Origin of the sequence: Bacillus benzoevorans (assembly GCF_014207535.1) — a bacterium.
Lineage (GTDB): Bacteria > Bacillota > Bacilli > Bacillales > Cytobacillaceae > Bacillus_BD > Bacillus_BD benzoevorans.
The window spans coordinates 192,423-213,427 of record NZ_JACHGK010000005.1 but is presented as its reverse complement, the minus strand read 5'-3'; the positions used below and the strand labels follow the sequence as shown (position 1 = coordinate 213,427).

Here is a 21,005-nt window from a genome sequence, read left to right as displayed (position 1 = left end):
TCTACTCATCCTTATTTGGAATTAGATACTTTTTAAATGTTTTAAAAGAGGGCTGCTTCATAACACGGTGGGTAATTTTTAATAAAAGTACCGTGTCTTTGTTCACTTTATCTTGCAGTCTAGTGTTAAGTTCTGTTCCCGTTTCACAGAAAAATACTTTAGACTGATCCATTCCCGCATCCAGTGCCCCTTTTCCAATTTCCACCGCTTCTTTTCCTACTACAATTAATAGGTCTATCCCGAAATGGACTGCCGTTTCACCCAGCTTACGGTACTCCAGAGTGGCATATCGGCTATCTCCAAGCTGGGGCATGTACCCTAACAAGGCAATGGATAACTTTCCTGTGGCCGCTTCCTTCAATACTTGAAGTCCGGTCTTCATGGAGAGCGGGGAAGAATTCCAAGTATCATCAATCACTGTACAGCCATTTACTCCTGATTTGAATTCCAGATGTTCTTCTACATGTTCAAAATCAGCGAGATATTGTATCGCCTTTTCTAAGTCAACCCCTGCCGAGACAACGGCGGCAAGAGCAGCAAGAGCATTGTAAACATTATGCTCGCCTAAACCCGGGACATAGACATGATACGGCTTTCCTTCATACTGCAGCTTGAATCTCATTCCTTGTTCCCCATATTGAATGTCCTCTGCATGGAAATGCATACCTGCCCCTTTACCAAAATAAATCACCTGCTTAAATGGACTGACATCCACGATTCGTTTAATGTTTTCATCGTCACCATTCAGGATCAAAATGCCTGTTTCAGGGTCTAATCCGTCGGTAATCTCGCCTTTGGCCTTCATATACACTTCGGGTGTCTCACAATCAGCCAAATGGTGAACATCGATGTTAAGCAGCACACGAATCTGCGGTTTAAAATAGCGGCAGGCAATTTTTAAATAACCGGGATAGGCAACGGGCATTTCATAAACAGCTATTTCCGTTTCCTTCTTCAATCGCATTAAATATCGCAGATTAACGCTCATTGAATTCATGCTCATCCAGGTATAATCAATGTTATAATCATGTTCAAGCATTTGAGCAATCATTTCTTTCGTGGTCGTTTTGCCGCATGTACCGGTAACCCCAATGACCGGGATATCAAATAGACCCCTGTAGTAATCAATAAATTTCCAATAGGCCTCCTTGACATTGTCGACTGCAATCACACTTATTTCATCATGTAAATTTTTGCATTGTTCCGGTACATCTGTGACGACAGCAACAGCTTGTTTAGCAGACCAGTATTGACCATTAATCGAATCCCTATTTACATGAAAAAGCAATGTGTGATGGTCAATGTCTTTCTTCGTTCTTTTTATCACACTTTTCATGATGTGATCGTCTCTGCCATGAATGACATGTCCGTCCAGATGCTGTACGATTTCGCGCAGGACTATGTGTATCATTTAACTAAACCCTCCTGATTCCTCTTTATCATTCCAGACAAAGCCTGAAAGTGCTGTAGCATAATTAAGCAGCCGTTGTGCCGCTAGATTGCGAAGTTTATAGGCATTGACTTGGGAAAATAAATTATCCGGCTTCGCGTTTACCTCAAGAATTTTAATCGTATCATATTGATCAATACAGATATCCACCGCTAGTTCACCAAAAGTCCCCACTGTGTGTTCAATCGTCTCGACAACACTTTTTGTCACCTTTGTAATTTGATTTTTGATGATTCGTCTTTCGTTCGGATTCGGATACAATTTACTCAGGACAATACTTGCACGCCGGTTAATTTCCGTTTCCACCGTCATGATACCCTCATTTGTTAAGCGTGCCACCATCCCTGTCCTTACCCACTTCATTCTGCCATTTTTTTGCATATACACTCTTATTTCTACATAATGTTCATTTAATTTTTTTCTTCTGACAGCTTCTTGAAGTACATAAGGACCCCTTTCTATTTGCGGAAATAAGGTTGCGGTCAGATCCTCTACTGCCCCAAGCGGCTGGAAGTTTTGCTGTTTCGGATTCATCCAATACAGACCTGAAGGGTTTTGCATCACCTGTATGATTCCTTTCCCTAACGCCCCTCCTAAAGGTTTAATAAAAACTTCCCCATACAGATCGATCATCTCTTTGATATCTGATGGCTGCTTATAAATGCACGTATCAGGCAGATACTCTTCATGCTTTTCCTTTAAAACCTGGTAAGACAGCCATTTATCTCCTGTTAAATCAAATAGTTTCGGGGAATTGATAAAAGGGATTTGATAAATAAACTGAAGTTTAGCCCGAATCTCTTCTATTTCTTTTATTTGTTTTTTTCTGGTTAGGAAATAACGATCATAGATCACTGCCGGGAATGGAAATAACCCTTCACCTTCCGTTGTCGTCCCTTTTATTAACTGCTTTTCCCAGATAATATCTTTTGGCTCAAACACATAAACAAGCATTTGCTTATTTATCGCCATTTTACTGATATGCTGGAAGTAAGTACCCTGCCGCTCGAAAGGCCGATTGGTAAGAATCCCTAAAATAGGACCAAGAATGAGGGAACCATTTGCTGGCAGAATTTTGGGATTCCATTCTTTCGGCAGCGAAAGATTTTCCCGCAATTTCGGTGTGAGTTGGATGATCTTAGAATTTCGAAATGAAAAGGAATACGGTCGAATGGTGGCTTTCGACATAGACTTCCCTGCACATACAAACGTATCTTCCCCGACAGATAAGTGGAATTTTTCCCGTATTTTTTTCGGAACGTGTATGATTAGTCCTCTTTCATACTCCTGATTTGGGATTTCTAGATTCCAATTTTTCCTTATGTCCTTCGCTTCATTTAATAAATAACCTTCTTCTATGCATTTAAAAAAGGGGGTTAATTCTTTTTCATAACTTAAATAATCTGTTTTGGTGATAATCTGTTTTTTTATGTCCTGCCAAATCGATTTTAATACTGGCTGATTCCCTTGATAGTATGCACGTTGTATCAGCGGATGAAATAGATAGGGTGTTTCCAGCTTTGTAAAATGAGAGACAGCTAGTTTAGCTAAACATAATACAGCTAAAGTGATCTCCGGTTTTATCATCCAAGAACTTAAAGATAAATATTCAAAGCCATAGGGTTTATGGCGGAATCTCCCTATGCCGCCATGCTTTGTCCTTCTTCTCTTCCTGCTTGTATTCGATTGCTCCAGCATGGCCAAGGGAAAAGCGAGAAAATAATCTAGGACACGTAATAATTTTACGGACGGCTTAATGCCCAAATGGAGATGACCGCCGCACTGATAGCCGTAAAATGGCATACTTCCAGCACGGATGGATATATTGGAATAGGGTATCCTTTCAGAGGCAGCAGCGATTAAGCTTTGAATATTGCGGAAAAGCTCATGGGGTGATTCCGACTGTTCCGGTCTTATTTCTGCCAAAGCAAATTCACCACTATCCTGTTCAATTTGCCTTTCGTCACAGCCTACCGCTCCTTCAAGCGGAAAAAACTCGGAAGCAGGCAGAAGTTCATCATCGCAGCTTAACATAAACTCAATATCTGCTCCAATAGTGAAGATTTCCTTTGCATCTTCCTCTTGTCCAAAATCCTCCGCTGGCAGTGGATGCACATCAAGCACGATGGCTTTTTCGCTGTTGAGCTTTCCTAGTTTCACATAGGCATGCTGCATTCCAGTAACGTATACTGCCCGTACCGCTAATTGCAGCCATTCTTTAGGCAGATCGCGCTGATCAATTTCCTCGTATTCCCAGCCATATTGCACCGTTCTGATTGGTATTTCCCGATTTTTAACCGCATGAACAATGGCTTCCTCTGTCTTTACAACATCCAACCCGAGAACCTCAAGCTTGTACTCATGTTCGATCACAACAAGTTTTGTAAAATAGTCAAAGTCCTCTTCGAGGGATTGCTCTTTTGAATGTATTATTTTAATATCCCTACCTGAGTGATGACCGAATTTTCTGCCAATGATTGGATAGGAGCAGTGATTAACATCGACTATTTCCACTGCCTGAACATTGTTTGTTTTCAACATTTGCAGAATAAGTTCTTTATCCTCCCCTATAAAGAACGGGCTGTTGATTAACTCCATAAGATAAACCACCCATTTAGTTTTTTTCAACCTAGCATGTGAAATGTGATGTTCGCATAAGTTTAAAATATCTTATGGTATTTTTTTGATTATTCCTGTGTTATTTTCTTAATATCTATTGTAAATTTAGTCATAACGGGCATTGGTCAATAATAATAAGGAGTACCGGAATGAGTATCCAATTCCAAAAGCTAGATTATATCCAATTTTTTAAAGGGAACGGCAAATTATTTTGTCAAGTGGATGCGCAGCACGCTAAAGGGCCTCAAGCTGATTTATATACCGGAAAAATCGTTGGAAATCTTGTCAGGAAAACGGGCTGTGCGGGCATAATCAGCATCGTGTCCAGAACGGTTTCGGATTTAAATCGAAAAGAGGACGGTCAAAATAACAAAGCGATCCAGCAGTACCGGAAAACGATCAATGAAATTCTGCAGTATTTACAGCTTTTGGATCGGGAACAACATCGTGTAGTCAAACCATTTCTCCATTTAACCATTCACGGAATGAAGGATGAGCATTACGGTCCATATGGGATTGAAATAGGTACGCTTAATGGGCTCTCCTGTTCCCGGGAAATGAAAAAATGGCTGCAAAAAACCATTACCGCCAAGGCAAAAATACTCATGCCCCAACTTAGCATTCAATTTGATCAGCTTTTTCATGGCGATGAATCTATTGTTTATCATCGGCTGGGAGATGGTGTCGGCTACATGGGCTACGGATCACATTTTCATACGTTTCAAATTGAATTATCTCGGACATTGAGGGAAAAACATCAAACTGAAATGGTCGGTCTTCTTTCCCAAGTTATTCTTACTTTTCAAACGGAAATAGCAGAAGGTAAACGCAAATAAGAGCTGCTGCATTTTTATTTACCCTGTGCAACAGCTCTTAAATCATTTGTATTTTATGACGAAGATTCATCCACTAGTTTTTTTACATATTTCGGTAAAGCAAATGCCGCCTTATAAACCTCTCTATCAATGTACTGTGTGTCTTGATCCTGAAGTCTTGTGAGATCAGCCTTAAGCGGATCCCATTTTTTTGATGCTAAGGTAAAACTCCAAATGCCGCACGGGAATAATGGAATCGTAACTAAATACGTATAAACGATCGGGAAATGGACTTGAACATTTTTTACGGTACGCTGTAAAGTAGAAATATTATAAAAAGGAGAACCAGACTGAAAAACAACAATCCCGTCATCTGTCAGACCATCATAGACAGCTTGGTAAAACTCCTTGGAAAATAATTTAGTTCCCGGACCAACTGGATCCGGACGGTCAATCATGAGTATATCATATAGATCCTTTTGTTTTTGTATCCAATCATAGCCATCCTCATGAATCATCGTCAATCTTGTTTCATTTTCATATGCGGAAGCAGGTGTCAAATATTTTCTGCATAATTCCGTCACCTTGGGGTCAAGTTCAACCACATCAATTTGCTCCACTTCCTTGTATTTCATCGTTTCCCGTGCCGGTCCGCAATCACCGCCGCCAATCATCGCTACTTTTTTCGGATGAGGATGTGTGACAAGCGGGATATGGCTGATCATTTCATTATAAATAAATCCCTCCTTCATGGAATTTTGCGGCGTTCCATCCAATACCAGCATTCTTCCAAATCCTTTTGATTCCACGATACTTATTTCCTGATAAGTAGATTTTTCATAATGAAGTAAGGAATGAATTTTGTACCACTGTTCAATCCTGGCATTGCCGACAAAATTCCGTATCCATACCGTGCTGTTCTCTTTATGAAACCCATAAAGAGAGCGTTCCTTCGCCATCCCTTTCACCTGCTTTGTCGTTTGTGATTATGATATACAATATGAAGAAACAATGGACTTGTCCTAGTTAAATGGCCAATTTCTCCTTAGAACGCAAAAAATCCCCTTGAGTGAAAGACTGATATGTTCTCCTTTTTTCACTAGGGGGTTTTTTTAAGTTAAATAAATAACAACAAACTTACTGCCATCACCGCCATACCGGCGATTAATCCATAAATGGAGGTATGTGCTTCATCATATTTTTTTGCTGCCGGAAGCAATTCATCTAGTGAGATAAACACCATAATTCCGGCAACGGCGGCAAAAATAATGCCAAACATCGTATCATTTAAAAACGGCATTAAGACTAAATAAGCTAAAAATGCTCCAATAGGTTCTGATAAACCAGATAAAAAGGAGAGCTTAAATGCCTTTCGCTTGCTTCCTGTTGCAAAATAGACCGGTACTGAGACAGCAATTCCTTCCGGTATGTTATGGATAGCAATGGCCGTGGCAATCGCAACCCCCAGTGCCGGATCTTGAATGGCGGATGCAAAGGTCGCAATCCCTTCTGGAAAGTTATGAATGCCAATGGCAAGAGCGGTAAAGGTCCCCATTTTTAATAAGGTTTGATCTTTCATAGCTGCAGGCTGTGACATCTCTTCTATTTTCTTCAGTTCATGCGGATTGCTTTGCTTCGGAATAAATTTATCGATTAAGGCAATCAATACCATACCGCCAAAAAAAGCGATGACCGTGATCCAATTCCCCTGTACATTTCCGAGTTCACCTACTAAAGCATCCTTTGCTTTCACAAATATTTCAATCATCGAGACATAAATCATCACACCAGCAGAAAATCCAAGTGCTAAAGATAAAAATTTTGTATTTGTTGTGGAAGCAAAAAATGCCAGCACACTTCCTATACCTGTTGCCAGACCAGCAAATAACGTCAGTCCTAAAGCAATTAATACATTGGGTTCCATTTACTTTTCCTCCCTTAGAGACTTGTATGAAAATATCAGAACGACATTTATATTCGACAACGATCCCTAACTTTCCCTTTTCAAAAATTGTTGACTTTGTACAACTTTTACCTTAAAAATTTTTCTTTGAGCCTATTATATGCGTCTATCAAAAATACGTTTCTTATGGTAAACATTTTAATTCAATGTAAACAAAATAAGCAACATAAAAGTATTGTTAGTAAATGTGTAAACGTTTTTAATTTAGCGGCTTCTATGTTATTTTTAATATTGGAAATATTGATTGGAAATATTTATTTGAAATAATAGTATTGAATAAGAACCATTCGTTTCTAAATTATTTCGGGGGAGAGAAAAACTTGGATAACGAACAACTATTAACCTTTATTGCTGTATCTGAATTAAAGAATTATTCACGTGCCGCAGATCATTTAAATGTCACACAGCCTGCTGTTACAGCAAGAATTCAAAAACTGGAATTGGAACTTGATTGTAAACTATTTAACCGAAATGGGAAAAAAATCATTTTAACGGAAGAAGGAATGGTTCTGCTCCCATTTGCCCGAAAAATAGTCAACTATATGAATGAAGCAAAACAAACAGTTGATTTATTGAAGGTACCAACATTATCCATCGGCCTATCTCCAGCTATTTCTGAATCCCTTATTTTTCAGGTTTTGTCTTTAATGAAGGAAGAACATGATTTATTATTCGATATTGTTGAAGCGGATGATTCGATGGAAATTTCAAAAATGATTTCAGAGGGGCAGATCGATATTGGACTGATACGAAACGTCGTTTCCTTTACCAATCTTGAATCAAAAAGCCTGTTTCATGAAAAACTGAAATTCATCGTTAGTAAAAAGCATGAATTAGCGGACAAAGAAGAGATAAAACTGAAGGATTTAGTCGGACAAACCATGATTTGCTACCGCCGCCAAACTCCAATTGCTGTTCAAATTGATGAAAGATTAGTCGGCGTTGAAAATCTGCAGCGGATTGAGGTAGGCGGATTTGAAATGGTGAAGTTAATGGTGAAAAACAACTGGGGATTCGGGATTATTCCAGAATTAGCATTAGGAATTGACACTGTGACCATAAAAAAAGATTATGAGGTCATTCCATTTCCTGAATTTGATAACCTAATCTTTGATGTGACCGGAATTTATAAAAACGATTCTCCAAAATGGGAAAATCTCCATTTATTTCTGCATTATTTTGAAACGACATTAAAGACTTTGCGGCCAGGCAGGATGTGAATCATCCCTGTCTTCAGGTCCAGTCCTTATCGGATTGTATACATAATAGCGCTAAAATATGGAACAGAACGTACACTCCTTTGCCTAGTGAAAGGATACGGTTATCGGATGATACGTTCTGTGATTATCCTTATTTTTCATTCACCTATCACACAATTCCTAATTCCCTCGCCATTTCACCAGGAAATGAAACCGCAAGTTCGAAAACTCGAATTCTTTATTCGACAATAATTTCGCCATTGAACTTTTTTTGACTATATTTAAGCGTTTACAAACATTGTTTTGACAAGTTTTGTCGGAAAGGTTGATTTTCAGAAACGATCCTTTAAAATAATATTAAGGGAATGTAAAGGTATTGTAAAGATTTTATCGTGTCTCTTGACATCGAAGGGGGTATCTGATATGGAGATTCCAGAATATTGCGGCAAACTTGAATTTTCTGTCCTGCAATTCATCGTTGCTTTAACGGATGAAATTCGCCAAAAAATGGAACAAAGGAAATTATTTTATCAAGAACAAATCATCCGATTTGCGAAAAATAAAATTAATTTCTTCTTTAAAGGTTTTCAAATGAAGGATGCACTGCTCGCGGTTTATAAAAATGAAGTGTTTAATACGATCATGTTTAAAATAAAATATTTGTTAAAGGAGTATAATATCCTTCAATGTGTATAAAACATACAATTATATAAAAGAGAACTTTCTTTTTCTATAAGCTAGTAAAAGAAAGTTCTCTTTTTCAATTCTTAGTTTTCGCTTGTATTAGCCGCAGCTTTTTTGATAAAGTCTTCTTTCTTAAGACCAAGGAATTCAATTGCATTTTCCCCAAGCATTTTCTTCTTATCTTCTTCAGAAAGGTTTTCCATCACATCCACCACTTTACCTGAAGGAACTTCACGTAACACGAACGGGAAGTCAGATCCAGCGATTAACTTATCAGTACCAAATTTATTAATCATAAATTGAAGGTTTTGCGGATCATAAACAAGAGTATCAAAATAAAACTTATTCGCATAATGACTCGGTTTTTCTTCTGTTTTACGAGAATCTGGCCATGATTCCCAAGCTTGATCGATACGAGCAAGGACATAAGGGAATGAACCGCCGCCGTGTGCGAAGCATAGTTTTAAGTTCGGATGTCTATCTAAAATCCCACTATAAATCACGCTTGCAGCTGCAAGTGCTGTTTCAGAAGGCATTCCGATGCAATACATAAAACGATGTCTTGGCATTCTCTCTTGACCGACTGTTGCCCATGGATGTACGAATACTGGCACGTCCATTTTCGCAGCGGCTTCTAAGAATTTTTGAATTTCAGGTTCATCAAAGTTTTGTCCGTTTACATTACTTCCTACTTCGATCCCTACTAATCCTAATTCATTTATACATCTTTCCATTTCAGCGATCGCCAGTTCAGCGTTTTGTAATGGAACCGTACCTAAGCCGGCAAAGCGATCAGGGTATTCCTTCACAGTAGCTGCGATAAAATCGTTTTGTACTTGAGATAATTCTAGACATTTGTCTGCATCTGCCCAATAAGTGAACGTTACAGGGATTGGTGAAAGAACTTGGACGTCGATTCCCTCTTTGTCCATTTGTTCAATCCGTTTCTTAGGATCCCATGCTAAATGGTCAATTTTACGGAACAGACCGCCGTTGCGGTAAATTTCAGCACCGCAATCGCAAGTATGCTTTAATGTTGGAAAACGTTCGTCTCCGTATTTTTCTGCTAAATCAGGGAAATTCCCCGGAATAATATGTGTATGAAAGTCTACACGAAAGTGTTTTTCGTCTGCCACTTTAACGCCTCCTCATAAAAAAACTTAATTTTATTTAATTATTTACTTTTTCAGGCTCTTCAACAATTAATTTACCTTTTTCGCCCCAGCCTGGATTTGGTTTTCCGCCCCACTCGTCTAGTGTATACATAGTTGGTTCTAAGCGGCGAGCCTCACGTGGGTTTTCTTCAGGAAATTCTTCCATACCTTGGCTGTATTCGATTGTAAAGCCGTCTGGATCAGCAAAGTATAAGAAGATACTTCCTGATGGATGGTGTTTTCCTGGTCCAAATAGAATTGGAACATTCGCATCTTTCAAGCGGTTTACTTGAATACCAACGTCATCTACACGTTCTGCTTGATAGGCAAGGTGATTTAATTTATTTTCTTTTCCTTTTGTTAAGGCAAAGTCATGGTGATATGGAGATGGGAATGCTCTCATCCAAGACCAGCCTGTTTCTTTACCCATGATATCAGAAACTTTGAAGTTCAATGTTTCTGTAAAGAATTCAACTAATTCATCAAATTTATTTGTTTCATACACAACGTGTAAAAATCTTGTGATTCTTGCTGTTTTAGGCTGGAATGGAGTTCCCATTTGCATCATTTCAACATACAATTCATACGTAACGCCTAAATATGGATCTTTGAAGCGTAATGTTCTGCCTTGCGCTAGTTTTTGGCATTCTTCTTTCGCTAATTCCTCAGGATTTAAACCTTTTTCTGTTAAATAATCAAATACTCCTTGGAACTGCTCAGCTTTTTCAAGTTCATAAGCTACGCGGATTAAACCTGCTTCTTCTCCTTGTTGCAGGATTAAATTGTGGTGATCGTGACTGCTTCTGAGGTATGCGGTTTCATTTTCTCGCTCAACAAATTGCATCCCCACTATATTTTCATAAAAATCTACTGATTTATCCAGATCAGTTACACTTAATACAACATATCCTAGCTTTTTATAACGAATCATGTCAGTACCCCCTGTTAGTGTCAATAAGTTTCTTGAATATATATTAAATTTAACTTACTATTAGAAAAATGTCTAATCACATATTTTTGGGTTTTTCACTATGTTTATAAGATTATTTTTAGTATTTTACAATATTGTCATGTTGTTTATATGTTTTGCCAAAACTGCTCTTTTCATTTATATTGAATCTATTGTGAATCTTATTTTTTGCCATTAAACTCAATAGAAAAGGCGGGCTGTTATGCCCCCCTTTTTTTTAATGATTCATATTCATTTCCTGGTTGTGTGCAGCATCAGCATTTCCTGCTTCTTTTTGCTGTTCAGCCTGCATTTGCATTTTTTTCATATAGCGTTTTTCCGCTTCAGTATCAATGTCTTTCCAGCTTGAAAGAACACCGTTCGTTTGATTTTCGCTCATGTATTTGTTGGCGCTTTCTTTATCCTTAAAGAAGGCATAGCCATATTTCATTGGTGTTTGGACATCTGCCTTTACAACAACGGCACTTTCCGCATCAATCCATTCTTTTGTGTTATAATCGCGAACCCATGAACTAGTAAAATTTTCGTTAAATTTCCTTTCAGCATTCAGCAGGCATCCTGAATCATCCAGATAAACATGGGTTCCGTCTTCTTTCACTGCCTGAGCAGTAAAGACGCCCATCTCTTCATCCTCTGTATAAATTTTCATATTACAAAAATAGCATAGATCCTCTGCTGTTGGTTCCTGCGGCTTGGCTGCTTTATTTGTCTTCTCTTTTTCAGCAGGCTCCGTTTTTGCTGTTTCTGTTGTTTTGGCATCATTGCCTTTCTTTTCTATATTCGCTTTTTCTTCGGTACCACAGCCAGCGAATAGCAAAATAAATAATAAAAATAAGACCGCGAACGAAAATTTCTTCATATTCTTTCCCCCTTGTTCTGTTTCGAATTAATCCTATCATTCAATTGTGAGAAAGATGAGAAATTATGAAGAAATTTTTGTGTGGTTGGCTAAATTTGTAAATAATGACTTCCTATAGAAATGATTGCTAAGTAAATAAACGTATTATTTTTTTATTTCGTTCTTCTTTCTCCTCATCAGAGACCAAATCATATTTTTTTAACAGATGAAATAACCCATTTAATACTTGTTGTGAATGCTGACTAGCAAAAAAATGTTCGAACAAAGGGTGCATTTCCTTTGGCAGAAACTCAAGCTGTGATTCATATTTTTTCCGGACATCATCATGTGTATGATCTAATTTGCATTCGCTCATATCATTACCCCCTTCGTGTTTCCTTCATAATGGAACCATGTATCTTTAGGTCATGCATAGTAAATTATACTTAGCTTCCGCTACAGCAGCAAATAATAACGCTGATTTTTTTTATTTCGCTAAATGGTCCTCATTTTTCTCATTTTGCGCATGCCGCGGTATACTATTAATAGTCATTTAGAAGGGAGATCATGTCTTGAACCAATCTAGCGCAAAAGAAACGATGTCTATTTTAAAGGAACTAGTTTCCATTCCAAGTCCTTCCGGCAATACCTATAAAATCATTTCATTTGTGGAACAATTTTTCCAAGGTCTAAACATTGCCACAAAACGCAATCATAAAGGCGGTTTAATTGCCACCCTTCCTGGCAGGGATGCTTCCCGTCACCGCATGCTGACGGCCCATGTGGATACTTTAGGGGCTATGGTAAAGGAAATAAAGCCCAGCGGACGATTGAAAATCGATTTAATCGGGGGTTTTCGCTATAACTCCATTGAAGGAGAATATTGTTTCATTGAAACTTCCGAAGGTAAAACCTGTACGGGTACAATCCTCATGCATCAAACATCGGTACATGTCTATAAAGATGCAGGGAAGCTGGAGCGCAATCAGGATAATATGGAGGTACGAATAGACGAAGAAGTTCATAATGCCGAGGATGTCCGAGCACTGGGAATTGAAGTTGGTGACTTTATTTCCTTTGATCCACGGGTAGAAATCACGCCGGCAGGATTTATTAAATCCCGGCATCTTGATGATAAAGCAAGCGTTGCGCTGCTTATGCAGTTATGCAAAAGGCTCACAGCGGAAAACCTAACACTTCCCTTTACCACCCATTTTCTCATTTCCAATAATGAAGAAATCGGTTATGGAGGTAATTCAAGTATTCCTCCCGAAACAGTTGAATTTTTAGCCGTTGATATGGGAGCAATCGGCGACGGGCAGGCTACTGATGAGTATACGGTATCGATATGTGCAAAGGATGCAAGCGGACCATACCATTATGGACTGAGGAAAAAACTTGTCCAGCTGGCCAAGGATCATAACATTGATTATAAAATTGATATCTATCCTTATTATGGCTCCGATGCCTCAGCAGCGATCCGGTCAGGTCATGATATCGTTCACGGTTTAATTGGACCAGGTATTGATTCCTCCCATGCCTTTGAACGGACACATGAAAAATCACTTGAAAATACAGCCAAACTGCTTTATCAATATATTCAGTCTGAGATGATCGTCCATCATTGAAAAAGCCGGGAAATCCCGGCTTTTTCTTTCTATACATAACTTTAAGCTTTCTATTGCCATATTCGTTTATTTTCTTCCCTTTTAGTGATTTGCATTTGATCCAGTTTTTCCAAAAACGGGATCATTAATTTTCGTGATACCCCAAGTATCTCCTTTACTTCTGGGAGGGTAAATTCCGCTGCTGTTTTGCTCCGCAGTGTTTCAACAGCCGTTTTGAAAACCTCGCCATGCCAATAATACTGACCATCAAGTGAGTAAACGAGCTCCTGCTCCTCCAAAAATCGTTTCAGGTCATTTGTTAGATGCTCCGGTATTCCTTCTCCTTGAAAATAATGACTGAGAGGATTGACGTTATAGCCGTCCTTACGTAATTTACCGAGTAAATTCTCTGTCCGCTTTTGCCAGTTTTTCGGCACGGAAGGCATAAAGCTCTGTAAAGCAATAAATTGCTCCTTTTTCTTCAACTGTTGACTTTCAACAGCCTGCTTTAAAACATATTCCAATAAAGATTTATGAAAGGTTTTCTCTAACGAATGGAAAAGCTCTGCTTTATTCATTCCATGTTTCATCGGATGGTGTGAGTGATATAATCCAAGTCGATCGATCAGTTCCTCTTGAATCGTCTCTATGACGGAAAGAAGCGTATATTCCTTTTTATTAAACAAGACAAATTCATCACTGTTGATTTCGTTAACGATCGTATCCTCATCCAAAGAAGTTGTTTTGATTAGTTCAGGGAGTGTTAGACTCTTTTCCTCCACCAGTGCCGCTGTTATTCTTTCCTTTGGCGTTCCTTCCTTTTTTTGCTCCAACTGTTCGATGGTACGGTAGCCGAATTTATACTTTTCACCGCGCGGTTCAATTACCCAGCCCCCTCCAATCGTTTCCTGCGGGCTTGGCCGGCGTATGATAAAGCGATCGCCCCTTTTAGTGACGATTTCTTCATCAAGCCTTAATTGACAAAGAATTTCTGATTGATCTGTTTCAATTTCATTTCGATCAAAGAAAACAATTTGTCCCATTACCTCCGCCGTTCCAATATGACATTTAATCGGCATTCTCTGCTTTACGATATAATCCAAATCACTTACCATATGTATCGCGACATCAATCGTTTTCGTGACAATAAAATGCTCTGATGAGACAAGTACATCTCCGCGTTCCAGCTCTTCTTTTGCAACACCTGATAGATTGATCGCAGCCCTTTGTCCGGCAAACGCTCTTTCTCTCTGATGATGATGGACTTGAATTTGCCTCGCCCTGACATTCAGTCCTTTTGGCAGCACCTTTAATACCTGTCCCTCCTCGACTGAGCCTTCATATACGGTCCCTCTAACAACAGTTCCTTGCCCTTTTACGGTAAAGACCTGGTCGATTGGCAGGCGGAAAGCACCCCGGATATCGCGCATTTCGAGTCCTTTTAGACGCTCGATAATCATCGTTCTTAAGTCCTCAATTCCTCTATGCGAAACACTGTCCACAAGAACAAAGGGAGCCTCTTCAAAGACCGTGTTTTGCAGCTCCGTGAATATGTCCTCTTTCACCAGATCAATAAATTCTTCTTCAACACGGTCAATTTTTGTTATCGCTACTATCCCGCTTTGGACCCCTAAAAACTTTAATATTTCTAAATGTTCCCGTGTCTGCGGCATAATCCCTTCATCCGCTGCTACAACCAGGACAACGAGATCAATTCCGGCCACCCCGGCAATCATTTGGCGAATGAAGCGTTCATGTCCTGGAACATCTATAACAGAAATCTCGATCTCCTCATCTTCGTATAAAGGAGCAAATCCCAGTTCAATGGAAATCTGCCGTTCCTTTTCCTCTTTTAAACGGTCGGTATCAATATTCGTTAATGCTTTTGTCAACGTTGTTTTTCCATGGTCAATATGCCCGGCCATGCCAATGGTAAAATATCGTTTATTCATGGATGCACCTGCTTTTTTCTGCTTTTTTAACATTATAGCATGTTGCGTTTGGGGATTCTATTTCTGGCAAAAGGAGGCTGCCAATATGAGAAACACTTAAAAAGCTCAGCCAATAATGGCTGAGCTTTCATCATATGGTCGAATTATAATTTAGTTACGTTAGCAGCTTGAGGTCCGCGAGCTCCTTCGACTACTTCGAAAGATACGTCTTGACCTTCTTCTAAAGTTTTGAAACCGTCTGTTTGGATTGCAGAGTAATGTACGAATACATCGTTTCCGTCTTCAGCTTCGATAAATCCGAAACCTTTTTCTGAATTAAACCATTTAACTTTACCGTTTTTCATAAAAAAAAATCCTCCTAATGGCTTAGAAAAAGCCATGTAAAAAATTTACCATTTACAACGTAATAGCTTTACTTTCATTACTCATCCAAACAGGTAGTTCTTTTTCGAATAAGCAGTTTGCAAAATTCTAGCACGATGCAAAAAGGCTAATTAAAATGTACCATTTCTCATCGATAATGTCAAGGAAAGGTCCCCGTCATTCCTTTTATATTAAGGATGTAAGCACTATCATAAGTACGGCACTTTGAATTAAGATTTCGTTCTCCACCTTACTATATGTTGAATCATTTTAAGTGGAGACAGTCCAATATATGTTATTTTTCTGTCCCTCTTATGTTTTCACTTTGAATATGTTTATCTGTAAATCCCACTTATACTCTGATTCTTTTATCTAAGCGTCACCAGCTTGTCCGCATACTGTGCATTTTATCTTACATTAAAAGGAGGAAAACAAATGACTAAAAAAGAGCATCTGTTAACAAGTGATCTTTCTCAATTCCATCAACAGAGCAATCAAGTCTATAATGAATTTCCATTCTGCGAACTAATCTCAAGCAGGATTAACGAGTGGAATGAAGCAATTAGTAAATCTGCAGCATAATGATTCATATTTGCGTAAATAAAGCTGCCCTTTCATATGGCAGCTTTATTCTATGTATATCATGTTATTCATCTTCTTCATACGCTTCTTTACACTCATCACACCAATAGACAATACCGGAATTGCCGATAAATTTCACTTCTACCAGCTTTCCTTCAGCATAGCATTTTGGACAAACATGAATGGTCATATTAGTCTACCTTCCTTTAGTCTTAAAATAGGGTTTTGCCCTATTATATTTTACTACTGAACGCAAATTATGCAATGCCAGTCCATCAAGCACAGAATTCACAAATTTTCAAAATTTGCAATCTAATTCATCATTATATAGTATTATTTTAATCATTATAGTTCAAATCTAATTAAGGTGGTACTCGATGTTCGAAAGAAAACAGCATGTGGTCAATAAAGCCCATCAATTATTTATTGAAAAAGGATTTCAATCCACCTCTGTGCAGGATATTTTAGATGAAAGTGGTATCTCTAAAGGAACGTTTTATAATTATTTTTCATCAAAGAGTGATTTATTTAAAGCAGTTCTTATTTCAATACGCAAACAGCACGAGGTTAAACGAAATGAATTGTTAATCGGGGAAAACCGAGCGGATATGGAGATCTTTATTAAACAGATAGATATTATTATGGAATCTAATAAAACGAATAAATTGTTTACACTAATTAGCGAAATCCTGGTTTCCAACGATCCTGATTTAAAAATGTTTATTACTGAGTATCAATTTGCCCATTTAAGCTGGATGTTTGAACGCTTAGTAGATATTTTCGGCGAAGAAAAGCGCCCTTATTTATTAGATTGCGCTATCCTATTCTTTGGTATGTTACATCAGTCGCTTCATTATAATGTACTCGCTAAAGATAGTTATTTTAACCGACTAGAGGTGATCCGCTACTGTACTGCAAGGCTGATACAAATGGTCGAGGATGTTAGTGCAGCAAAAGTTCAAATGCTGGATCCTGATTTATTCAAAAAATGGCTTCCTTCTTCAGAGAATAGTTGTTCATCCTATAATGAAATCTTTTCTTCCCTCGCGGATTTAAAGAAAACGATTATTCATGTTGTGCAAACGGAAGCAGTGCGCATGAAGCATTTGCAAAACTTAAACTTTATGCATGAAGAATTAACGAAGTCCAAACAGCCAAGACTTTTTTTAATTGAAAGTACTCTGTTATCAATACAGTCCTGTCCCGAAATCCAGCAAACGGAAGAGCTGTCGAGACTGAAGCAACTCTTATCTGAACATGTGCTAAAAGATTATTAATTTCCTGGATGTTTTTCTCATCAATATAGCAAAATATCGACAAATATTGGTTTGCTGTATTTTCTTTGCCGAATTCCTTCTTGTTTTGTCATCTTGGCAGGATTGTTTAAACAAACCGAGAAGATGTAAATAAAGGAGGGAAGAATAATTGAATACTAGAGCAGTTGCTGAATTATTAGGGATATCCGTCAGTACCGTACAGCGCTGGGTTAAACAATTAGGTTTAGAAATGGAACGAAATGAATTAGGACATTTTATTTTTTCTGAGGAAGATATTGAATTATTAAAAGAAGTAAAAAACCAGCTGCAGCAGGGAAAGATACTTCAGGAAATTGAGGTTTGCAGCAGCAGTAAAAGAACGGGCTCTCTAAAGACTGGTCAATCGGATGATTATGTGGATAATTTAACAGCCAAATTAAAAGAAATTGAAGATAGTCTGCAACAAAAGGCAGATTCGGTTGTTTCTTACCAACTCCTTCAACACCGCCGCGAGATCGAAGAACTGCAAGATCAAATATCCAATTTAACTGCAAAATTATCAAATATTGAGGAACTTCTGCAGAAAGACCGAGAAGCAGCGGCATCTAAAGAGATGATGAACAAGACACCGCGAAAAAGGAATAAATTTTTTCAGGCCATTTTCGGATAAAGGCTGACACAGCTTGGTGCTGTGTCAGCCTTTATTTGCGCTGTTTTAACAGCTTTACAAATGATATGATGATATTATAAAAGTATGATTGACCAATAGCTAAAGAAAGATTTGGTGCCGCATGAAAAATAAAAGCAAGTTTTTGCTAAAGCTCATTTTAGTACTCTTGATATTATTTCTCCTCCCCCTGTTTGCTAAAGTAAATAGTCAATTATTCCATTCTGTTTTAAATGGTGATATTCAGGCAATTCGTGCTTCTGTTGCTGGAAACTTTATCTCTGCCTATTTATTGACGCTCATTTTAATGATCATTCAAAATACCTTTACCATTATTCCACTCATTTTAATTATCACGCTTAATTTTACGTTGTTTGGATTTATTAAAGGGTTTATTTGGGGATGGGTAACCAGTGTCATCGCAGCGGCAATGATCTATTTATGCGTGAAATATATCTTTCAAGATAAACTAATGAAGAAATTTAAACCGGAGTTAATCCAAACGGTCGAGCAAAAAGGTTTTTCCTATGTATTTAAAGGAAGACTCTTTCCTTTTGTTCCTACAAGTCTGGTAAATATTTTAGCAGCCTTAAGCTCAATTCATTTTAAAGATTTTCTCTGGGGAACAGCTGCGGGAAACTTTCTCTACTTCTTTATTTTAACTTTGATTCCAGCCGGCTTCTTTTCTTCTGCTGTCAATCATTATGTTTGGGGTGCGTTGATCCTACTATTCATTATGATCTTTTATATTCTTAAACGAAACCATAAACAAAAACAAAAATCGCTTATCGTCCATCAAACAGAGCAAAACCATACACATTTCCACGATAGATCCTGATCCACAAAAAGGCTGCCTTGTCTCATTTAAAGGCAGCCTTTTTCATTCATTATTTAATTTTCTGTATTACTTTGGTCTCTATCCTTATTATAGTCATACTCAGTACGATCAACTGGTGTAAAGTTTTCCGGTGTATAGAATCGCAATAAATCGCCGTTTACCACTTTATCGGAAAGAGCTAACTTTGTTGCTACGATTTCTTGAAATTGTTTCGCAATTGCCAATTGTTCTTTTTGGTCTACAGTTAATTGCAATCCAGTTGCGGTATCATAATATTTTCCGTCAATGGCTGTGATCGTTGGACTAACAAACTCACCATTTCGGAAAGGAATAACCTCATCATGATCTTCTGAGAATAGGTCTGTCCCTAATTGGACATAATTTTTTGTATCGATCCCTAGTAAATGCATTAACGTTGGCATAACATCAATTTGTCCGCCGTATTCGTGGCTAATGCCACCCTGCATTCCGGGTACACGGATAAATAACGGTACACGCTGTAAATTTGTGCTTTCAAATGGAGTGATCTCTTTTCCCATTATCTGCTCCATTGCTTTATTATGGTTTTCTGAAATACCATAGTGGTCACCATACATAATAATAATCGAATGATCGTACAGACCAGATTCTTTCAGATAATTAAACATTTGTTCCAATGCTTCATCCGCATAACGAGCCGTTTGGAAGTATGAATCAACTGATTTATCACCGGTAGTGGCCGGTGCGATAGTAGCCAGCTCATCCGCAATTGGATATGGATAATGATTCGTAACCGGAATAAATTTGGCCATAAATGGTTGTGGCAATGATTCCAACAACGGAATCGATTGTTGATAAAACGGTTTATCCATTAATCCATAATCAGCCAAATCCTCTTTTTTCATTTCATAATAACTAGAGTCAAAGAATTTCTCATAACCAAAGGATTTATAGATTTCATTACGGTTCCAGAAGCTTCCGGAGTTCCCGTGGAAGACTGCCGTTGTATATCCCTGCTGATCCAAAATAGCTGGTGCAGCCTGGTACGTATTCAATCCTTTTGTTGTAAAAGCAGAACCCTGCGATACCCCATACAAAGAGTTTTCCAGCATAAATTCCGCATCAGCTGTTTTCCCCTGTGCTGTTTGATGGAAGAAATTATCAAAATACATGGTATTCGCATCTCTTGTGAGAGAATTTAAAAACGGTGTTACTTCTTCCCCATTTAGTTTGTAATTAATTAAAAAGTTTTGCGTCGATTCAAGATGTAAATAAATTACATTCATTCCTTTACCTATTCCAAAGGTTGCAGGATTAGGAGCCGCATAATTGGAATGGGTAAAGTTGATAACCTCTGTAATATCATTACTGTCAGCTGTAACGCGCTGTGCCGAAGCCTTCGTGCTCTGAACAGCATCATAAATGGTATAATTGAAGGTTCCCAAATATTTCACTACATATCGGTGGTCAAAGCCTCTTGTTAATAATTGCGGACGGTCTGCTTCAGCTAAAGCCAGATTCAGACATGAAATACCTAAAGCTAAGGAAATAAGAGCAGCTCTTTTCCGGCGGCTGATATCCTTTACTTCGATTTTTACTATTTTAAATACAAGTAATCCAATTAATAGAATGATGTCAGCAAAAAACAAGAAATCATATCCCTCTAAAAGGGAACCAACACTGCTGCTCACATCACCAAAGTTCTGGGTCTGAAAAATAGTCGGCAATGTAATAAAATCATTAAAAAACCGATAGTACAAAATATTAGCATATAAAAGGAATGACATCATGAAATCAATGATAATCAGCCATATATATTTTCTTCTGCCTTTAAATATGAGTGCCACTCCTAAAAATAAAAGAGATGACCCCAATGGATTCAAAAATAAAAGGAATTTCTGAAGAGTGTTTTCTATTCCTAGATCAAACTGTGTTAATTGGATCAGGTATGTTTTTATCCAAAGGAGAAAAACAGCTAATAAGAAAAAGCCAATATATCTTTTAGAAATATTTTGACCTATATTAAACACTTTATTCATTTTTGCACCTGCCTTCTAACAATAGATTTT

The 21,005-nt window shown here is 38.0% G+C and carries 20 protein-coding genes; 8 read left to right on the top strand and 12 right to left on the bottom strand.

The features are described from left to right. Window position 1: 1 nt before the first annotated feature. Window positions 2–1,411 (bottom strand): Mur ligase family protein, encoded by a 1,410-nt coding sequence (locus tag HNR53_RS09715; RefSeq protein ID WP_184525346.1) that lies wholly within the window; start codon window positions 1,409–1,411, stop codon window positions 2–4. Then, window positions 1,412–4,048, bottom strand: a complete 2,637-nt coding sequence (locus tag HNR53_RS09710; protein ID WP_184525344.1) for a putative amidoligase domain-containing protein — start codon at window positions 4,046–4,048, stop codon at window positions 1,412–1,414. Between the two features lie 170 nt (window positions 4,049–4,218). Between HNR53_RS09710 and HNR53_RS09705 the strand changes: the two genes are divergently transcribed. Then, on the top strand, window positions 4,219–4,905 hold the full coding sequence (locus HNR53_RS09705; RefSeq protein WP_184525342.1) for an N-formylglutamate amidohydrolase: 687 nt from the start codon (window positions 4,219–4,221) through the stop codon (window positions 4,903–4,905). Window positions 4,906–4,958: 53 nt separating this feature from the next. Here HNR53_RS09705 and speE read toward each other — a convergent pair whose 3' ends face one another. Both speE and zupT read right to left on the bottom strand, forming a co-directional pair. Beyond that, a complete protein-coding gene (speE, locus tag HNR53_RS09700) occupies window positions 4,959–5,843 on the bottom strand; it encodes a polyamine aminopropyltransferase (RefSeq protein WP_184525339.1) in 885 nt (294 codons plus the stop codon). Between the two features lie 158 nt (window positions 5,844–6,001). Then, the gene (zupT, locus tag HNR53_RS09695; protein WP_184525337.1) at window positions 6,002–6,808 is read right to left on the bottom strand and encodes a zinc transporter ZupT; all 807 of its coding nucleotides are present in this window, start codon (window positions 6,806–6,808) and stop codon (window positions 6,002–6,004) included. Between the two features lie 359 nt (window positions 6,809–7,167). Between zupT and HNR53_RS09690 the strand changes: the two genes are divergently transcribed. Both HNR53_RS09690 and HNR53_RS09685 read left to right on the top strand, forming a co-directional pair. Then, window positions 7,168–8,067: a LysR family transcriptional regulator gene (locus HNR53_RS09690; RefSeq protein WP_184525335.1), complete on the top strand. Its 900-nt coding sequence runs from the start codon at window positions 7,168–7,170 to the stop codon at window positions 8,065–8,067. Between the two features lie 402 nt (window positions 8,068–8,469). Next, window positions 8,470–8,742, top strand: coding sequence for a hypothetical protein (locus tag HNR53_RS09685; protein WP_184525333.1), 273 nt, complete (start codon window positions 8,470–8,472; stop codon window positions 8,740–8,742). 71 nt (window positions 8,743–8,813) lie between these two features. On the opposite strand, the gene HNR53_RS09680 is transcribed toward HNR53_RS09685, so the two are convergent. From HNR53_RS09680 to HNR53_RS09665, 4 genes are all read right to left on the bottom strand, one after another. Beyond that, on the bottom strand, window positions 8,814–9,866 hold the full coding sequence (locus tag HNR53_RS09680; RefSeq protein WP_184525331.1) for an amidohydrolase family protein: 1,053 nt from the start codon (window positions 9,864–9,866) through the stop codon (window positions 8,814–8,816). A gap of 34 nt (window positions 9,867–9,900) precedes the next feature. Further along, the gene (locus tag HNR53_RS09675) at window positions 9,901–10,815 is read right to left on the bottom strand and encodes a VOC family protein (protein WP_184525329.1); all 915 of its coding nucleotides are present in this window, start codon (window positions 10,813–10,815) and stop codon (window positions 9,901–9,903) included. Between the two features lie 256 nt (window positions 10,816–11,071). Next, window positions 11,072–11,713 (bottom strand): nitrous oxide reductase accessory protein NosL, encoded by a 642-nt coding sequence (locus HNR53_RS09670; RefSeq protein WP_184525326.1) that lies wholly within the window; start codon window positions 11,711–11,713, stop codon window positions 11,072–11,074. A 127-nt stretch (window positions 11,714–11,840) separates the two neighbouring features. Beyond that, the gene (locus tag HNR53_RS09665; RefSeq protein ID WP_184525324.1) at window positions 11,841–12,068 is read right to left on the bottom strand and encodes a group-specific protein; all 228 of its coding nucleotides are present in this window, start codon (window positions 12,066–12,068) and stop codon (window positions 11,841–11,843) included. Window positions 12,069–12,291: 223 nt separating this feature from the next. On the opposite strand from HNR53_RS09665, the gene HNR53_RS09660 reads away from it, so the two are divergent. After that, on the top strand, window positions 12,292–13,320 hold the full coding sequence (locus tag HNR53_RS09660) for a M42 family metallopeptidase (RefSeq protein ID WP_184525416.1): 1,029 nt from the start codon (window positions 12,292–12,294) through the stop codon (window positions 13,318–13,320). Window positions 13,321–13,370: 50 nt separating this feature from the next. Here the strand turns inward: HNR53_RS09660 and selB are convergent, their stop codons facing one another. Both selB and HNR53_RS09650 read right to left on the bottom strand, forming a co-directional pair. Continuing rightward, window positions 13,371–15,251, bottom strand: a complete 1,881-nt coding sequence (gene selB / locus HNR53_RS09655) for a selenocysteine-specific translation elongation factor (RefSeq protein WP_184525322.1) — start codon at window positions 15,249–15,251, stop codon at window positions 13,371–13,373. Window positions 15,252–15,394: 143 nt separating this feature from the next. Then, a complete protein-coding gene (locus HNR53_RS09650) occupies window positions 15,395–15,595 on the bottom strand; it encodes a cold-shock protein (RefSeq protein ID WP_184525320.1) in 201 nt (66 codons plus the stop codon). Between the two features lie 454 nt (window positions 15,596–16,049). On the opposite strand from HNR53_RS09650, the gene HNR53_RS09645 reads away from it, so the two are divergent. Further along, on the top strand, window positions 16,050–16,196 hold the full coding sequence (locus HNR53_RS09645; RefSeq protein ID WP_377802221.1) for a hypothetical protein: 147 nt from the start codon (window positions 16,050–16,052) through the stop codon (window positions 16,194–16,196). A 64-nt stretch (window positions 16,197–16,260) separates the two neighbouring features. Here the strand turns inward: HNR53_RS09645 and HNR53_RS23405 are convergent, their stop codons facing one another. Continuing rightward, window positions 16,261–16,386: a hypothetical protein gene (locus HNR53_RS23405; RefSeq protein ID WP_281391788.1), complete on the bottom strand. Its 126-nt coding sequence runs from the start codon at window positions 16,384–16,386 to the stop codon at window positions 16,261–16,263. A 187-nt stretch (window positions 16,387–16,573) separates the two neighbouring features. On the opposite strand from HNR53_RS23405, the gene HNR53_RS09640 reads away from it, so the two are divergent. The 3 genes from HNR53_RS09640 to HNR53_RS09630 all read left to right on the top strand — a co-directional run bounded on the left by HNR53_RS09640 (window position 16,574) and on the right by HNR53_RS09630 (window position 18,957). Continuing rightward, a complete protein-coding gene (locus HNR53_RS09640; protein ID WP_184525318.1) occupies window positions 16,574–17,473 on the top strand; it encodes a TetR/AcrR family transcriptional regulator in 900 nt (299 codons plus the stop codon). A 148-nt stretch (window positions 17,474–17,621) separates the two neighbouring features. Continuing rightward, on the top strand, window positions 17,622–18,122 hold the full coding sequence (locus HNR53_RS09635) for a MerR family transcriptional regulator (RefSeq protein WP_184525316.1): 501 nt from the start codon (window positions 17,622–17,624) through the stop codon (window positions 18,120–18,122). 121 nt (window positions 18,123–18,243) lie between these two features. Continuing rightward, window positions 18,244–18,957 (top strand): TVP38/TMEM64 family protein, encoded by a 714-nt coding sequence (locus tag HNR53_RS09630; RefSeq protein ID WP_184525314.1) that lies wholly within the window; start codon window positions 18,244–18,246, stop codon window positions 18,955–18,957. Window positions 18,958–19,010: 53 nt separating this feature from the next. On the opposite strand, the gene ltaS is transcribed toward HNR53_RS09630, so the two are convergent. Next, complete coding sequence (gene ltaS / locus HNR53_RS09625) at window positions 19,011–20,975, bottom strand: lipoteichoic acid synthase (RefSeq protein ID WP_184525312.1); 1,965 nt, start codon at window positions 20,973–20,975, stop codon at window positions 19,011–19,013. Window positions 20,976–21,005: the final 30 nt, after the last annotated feature.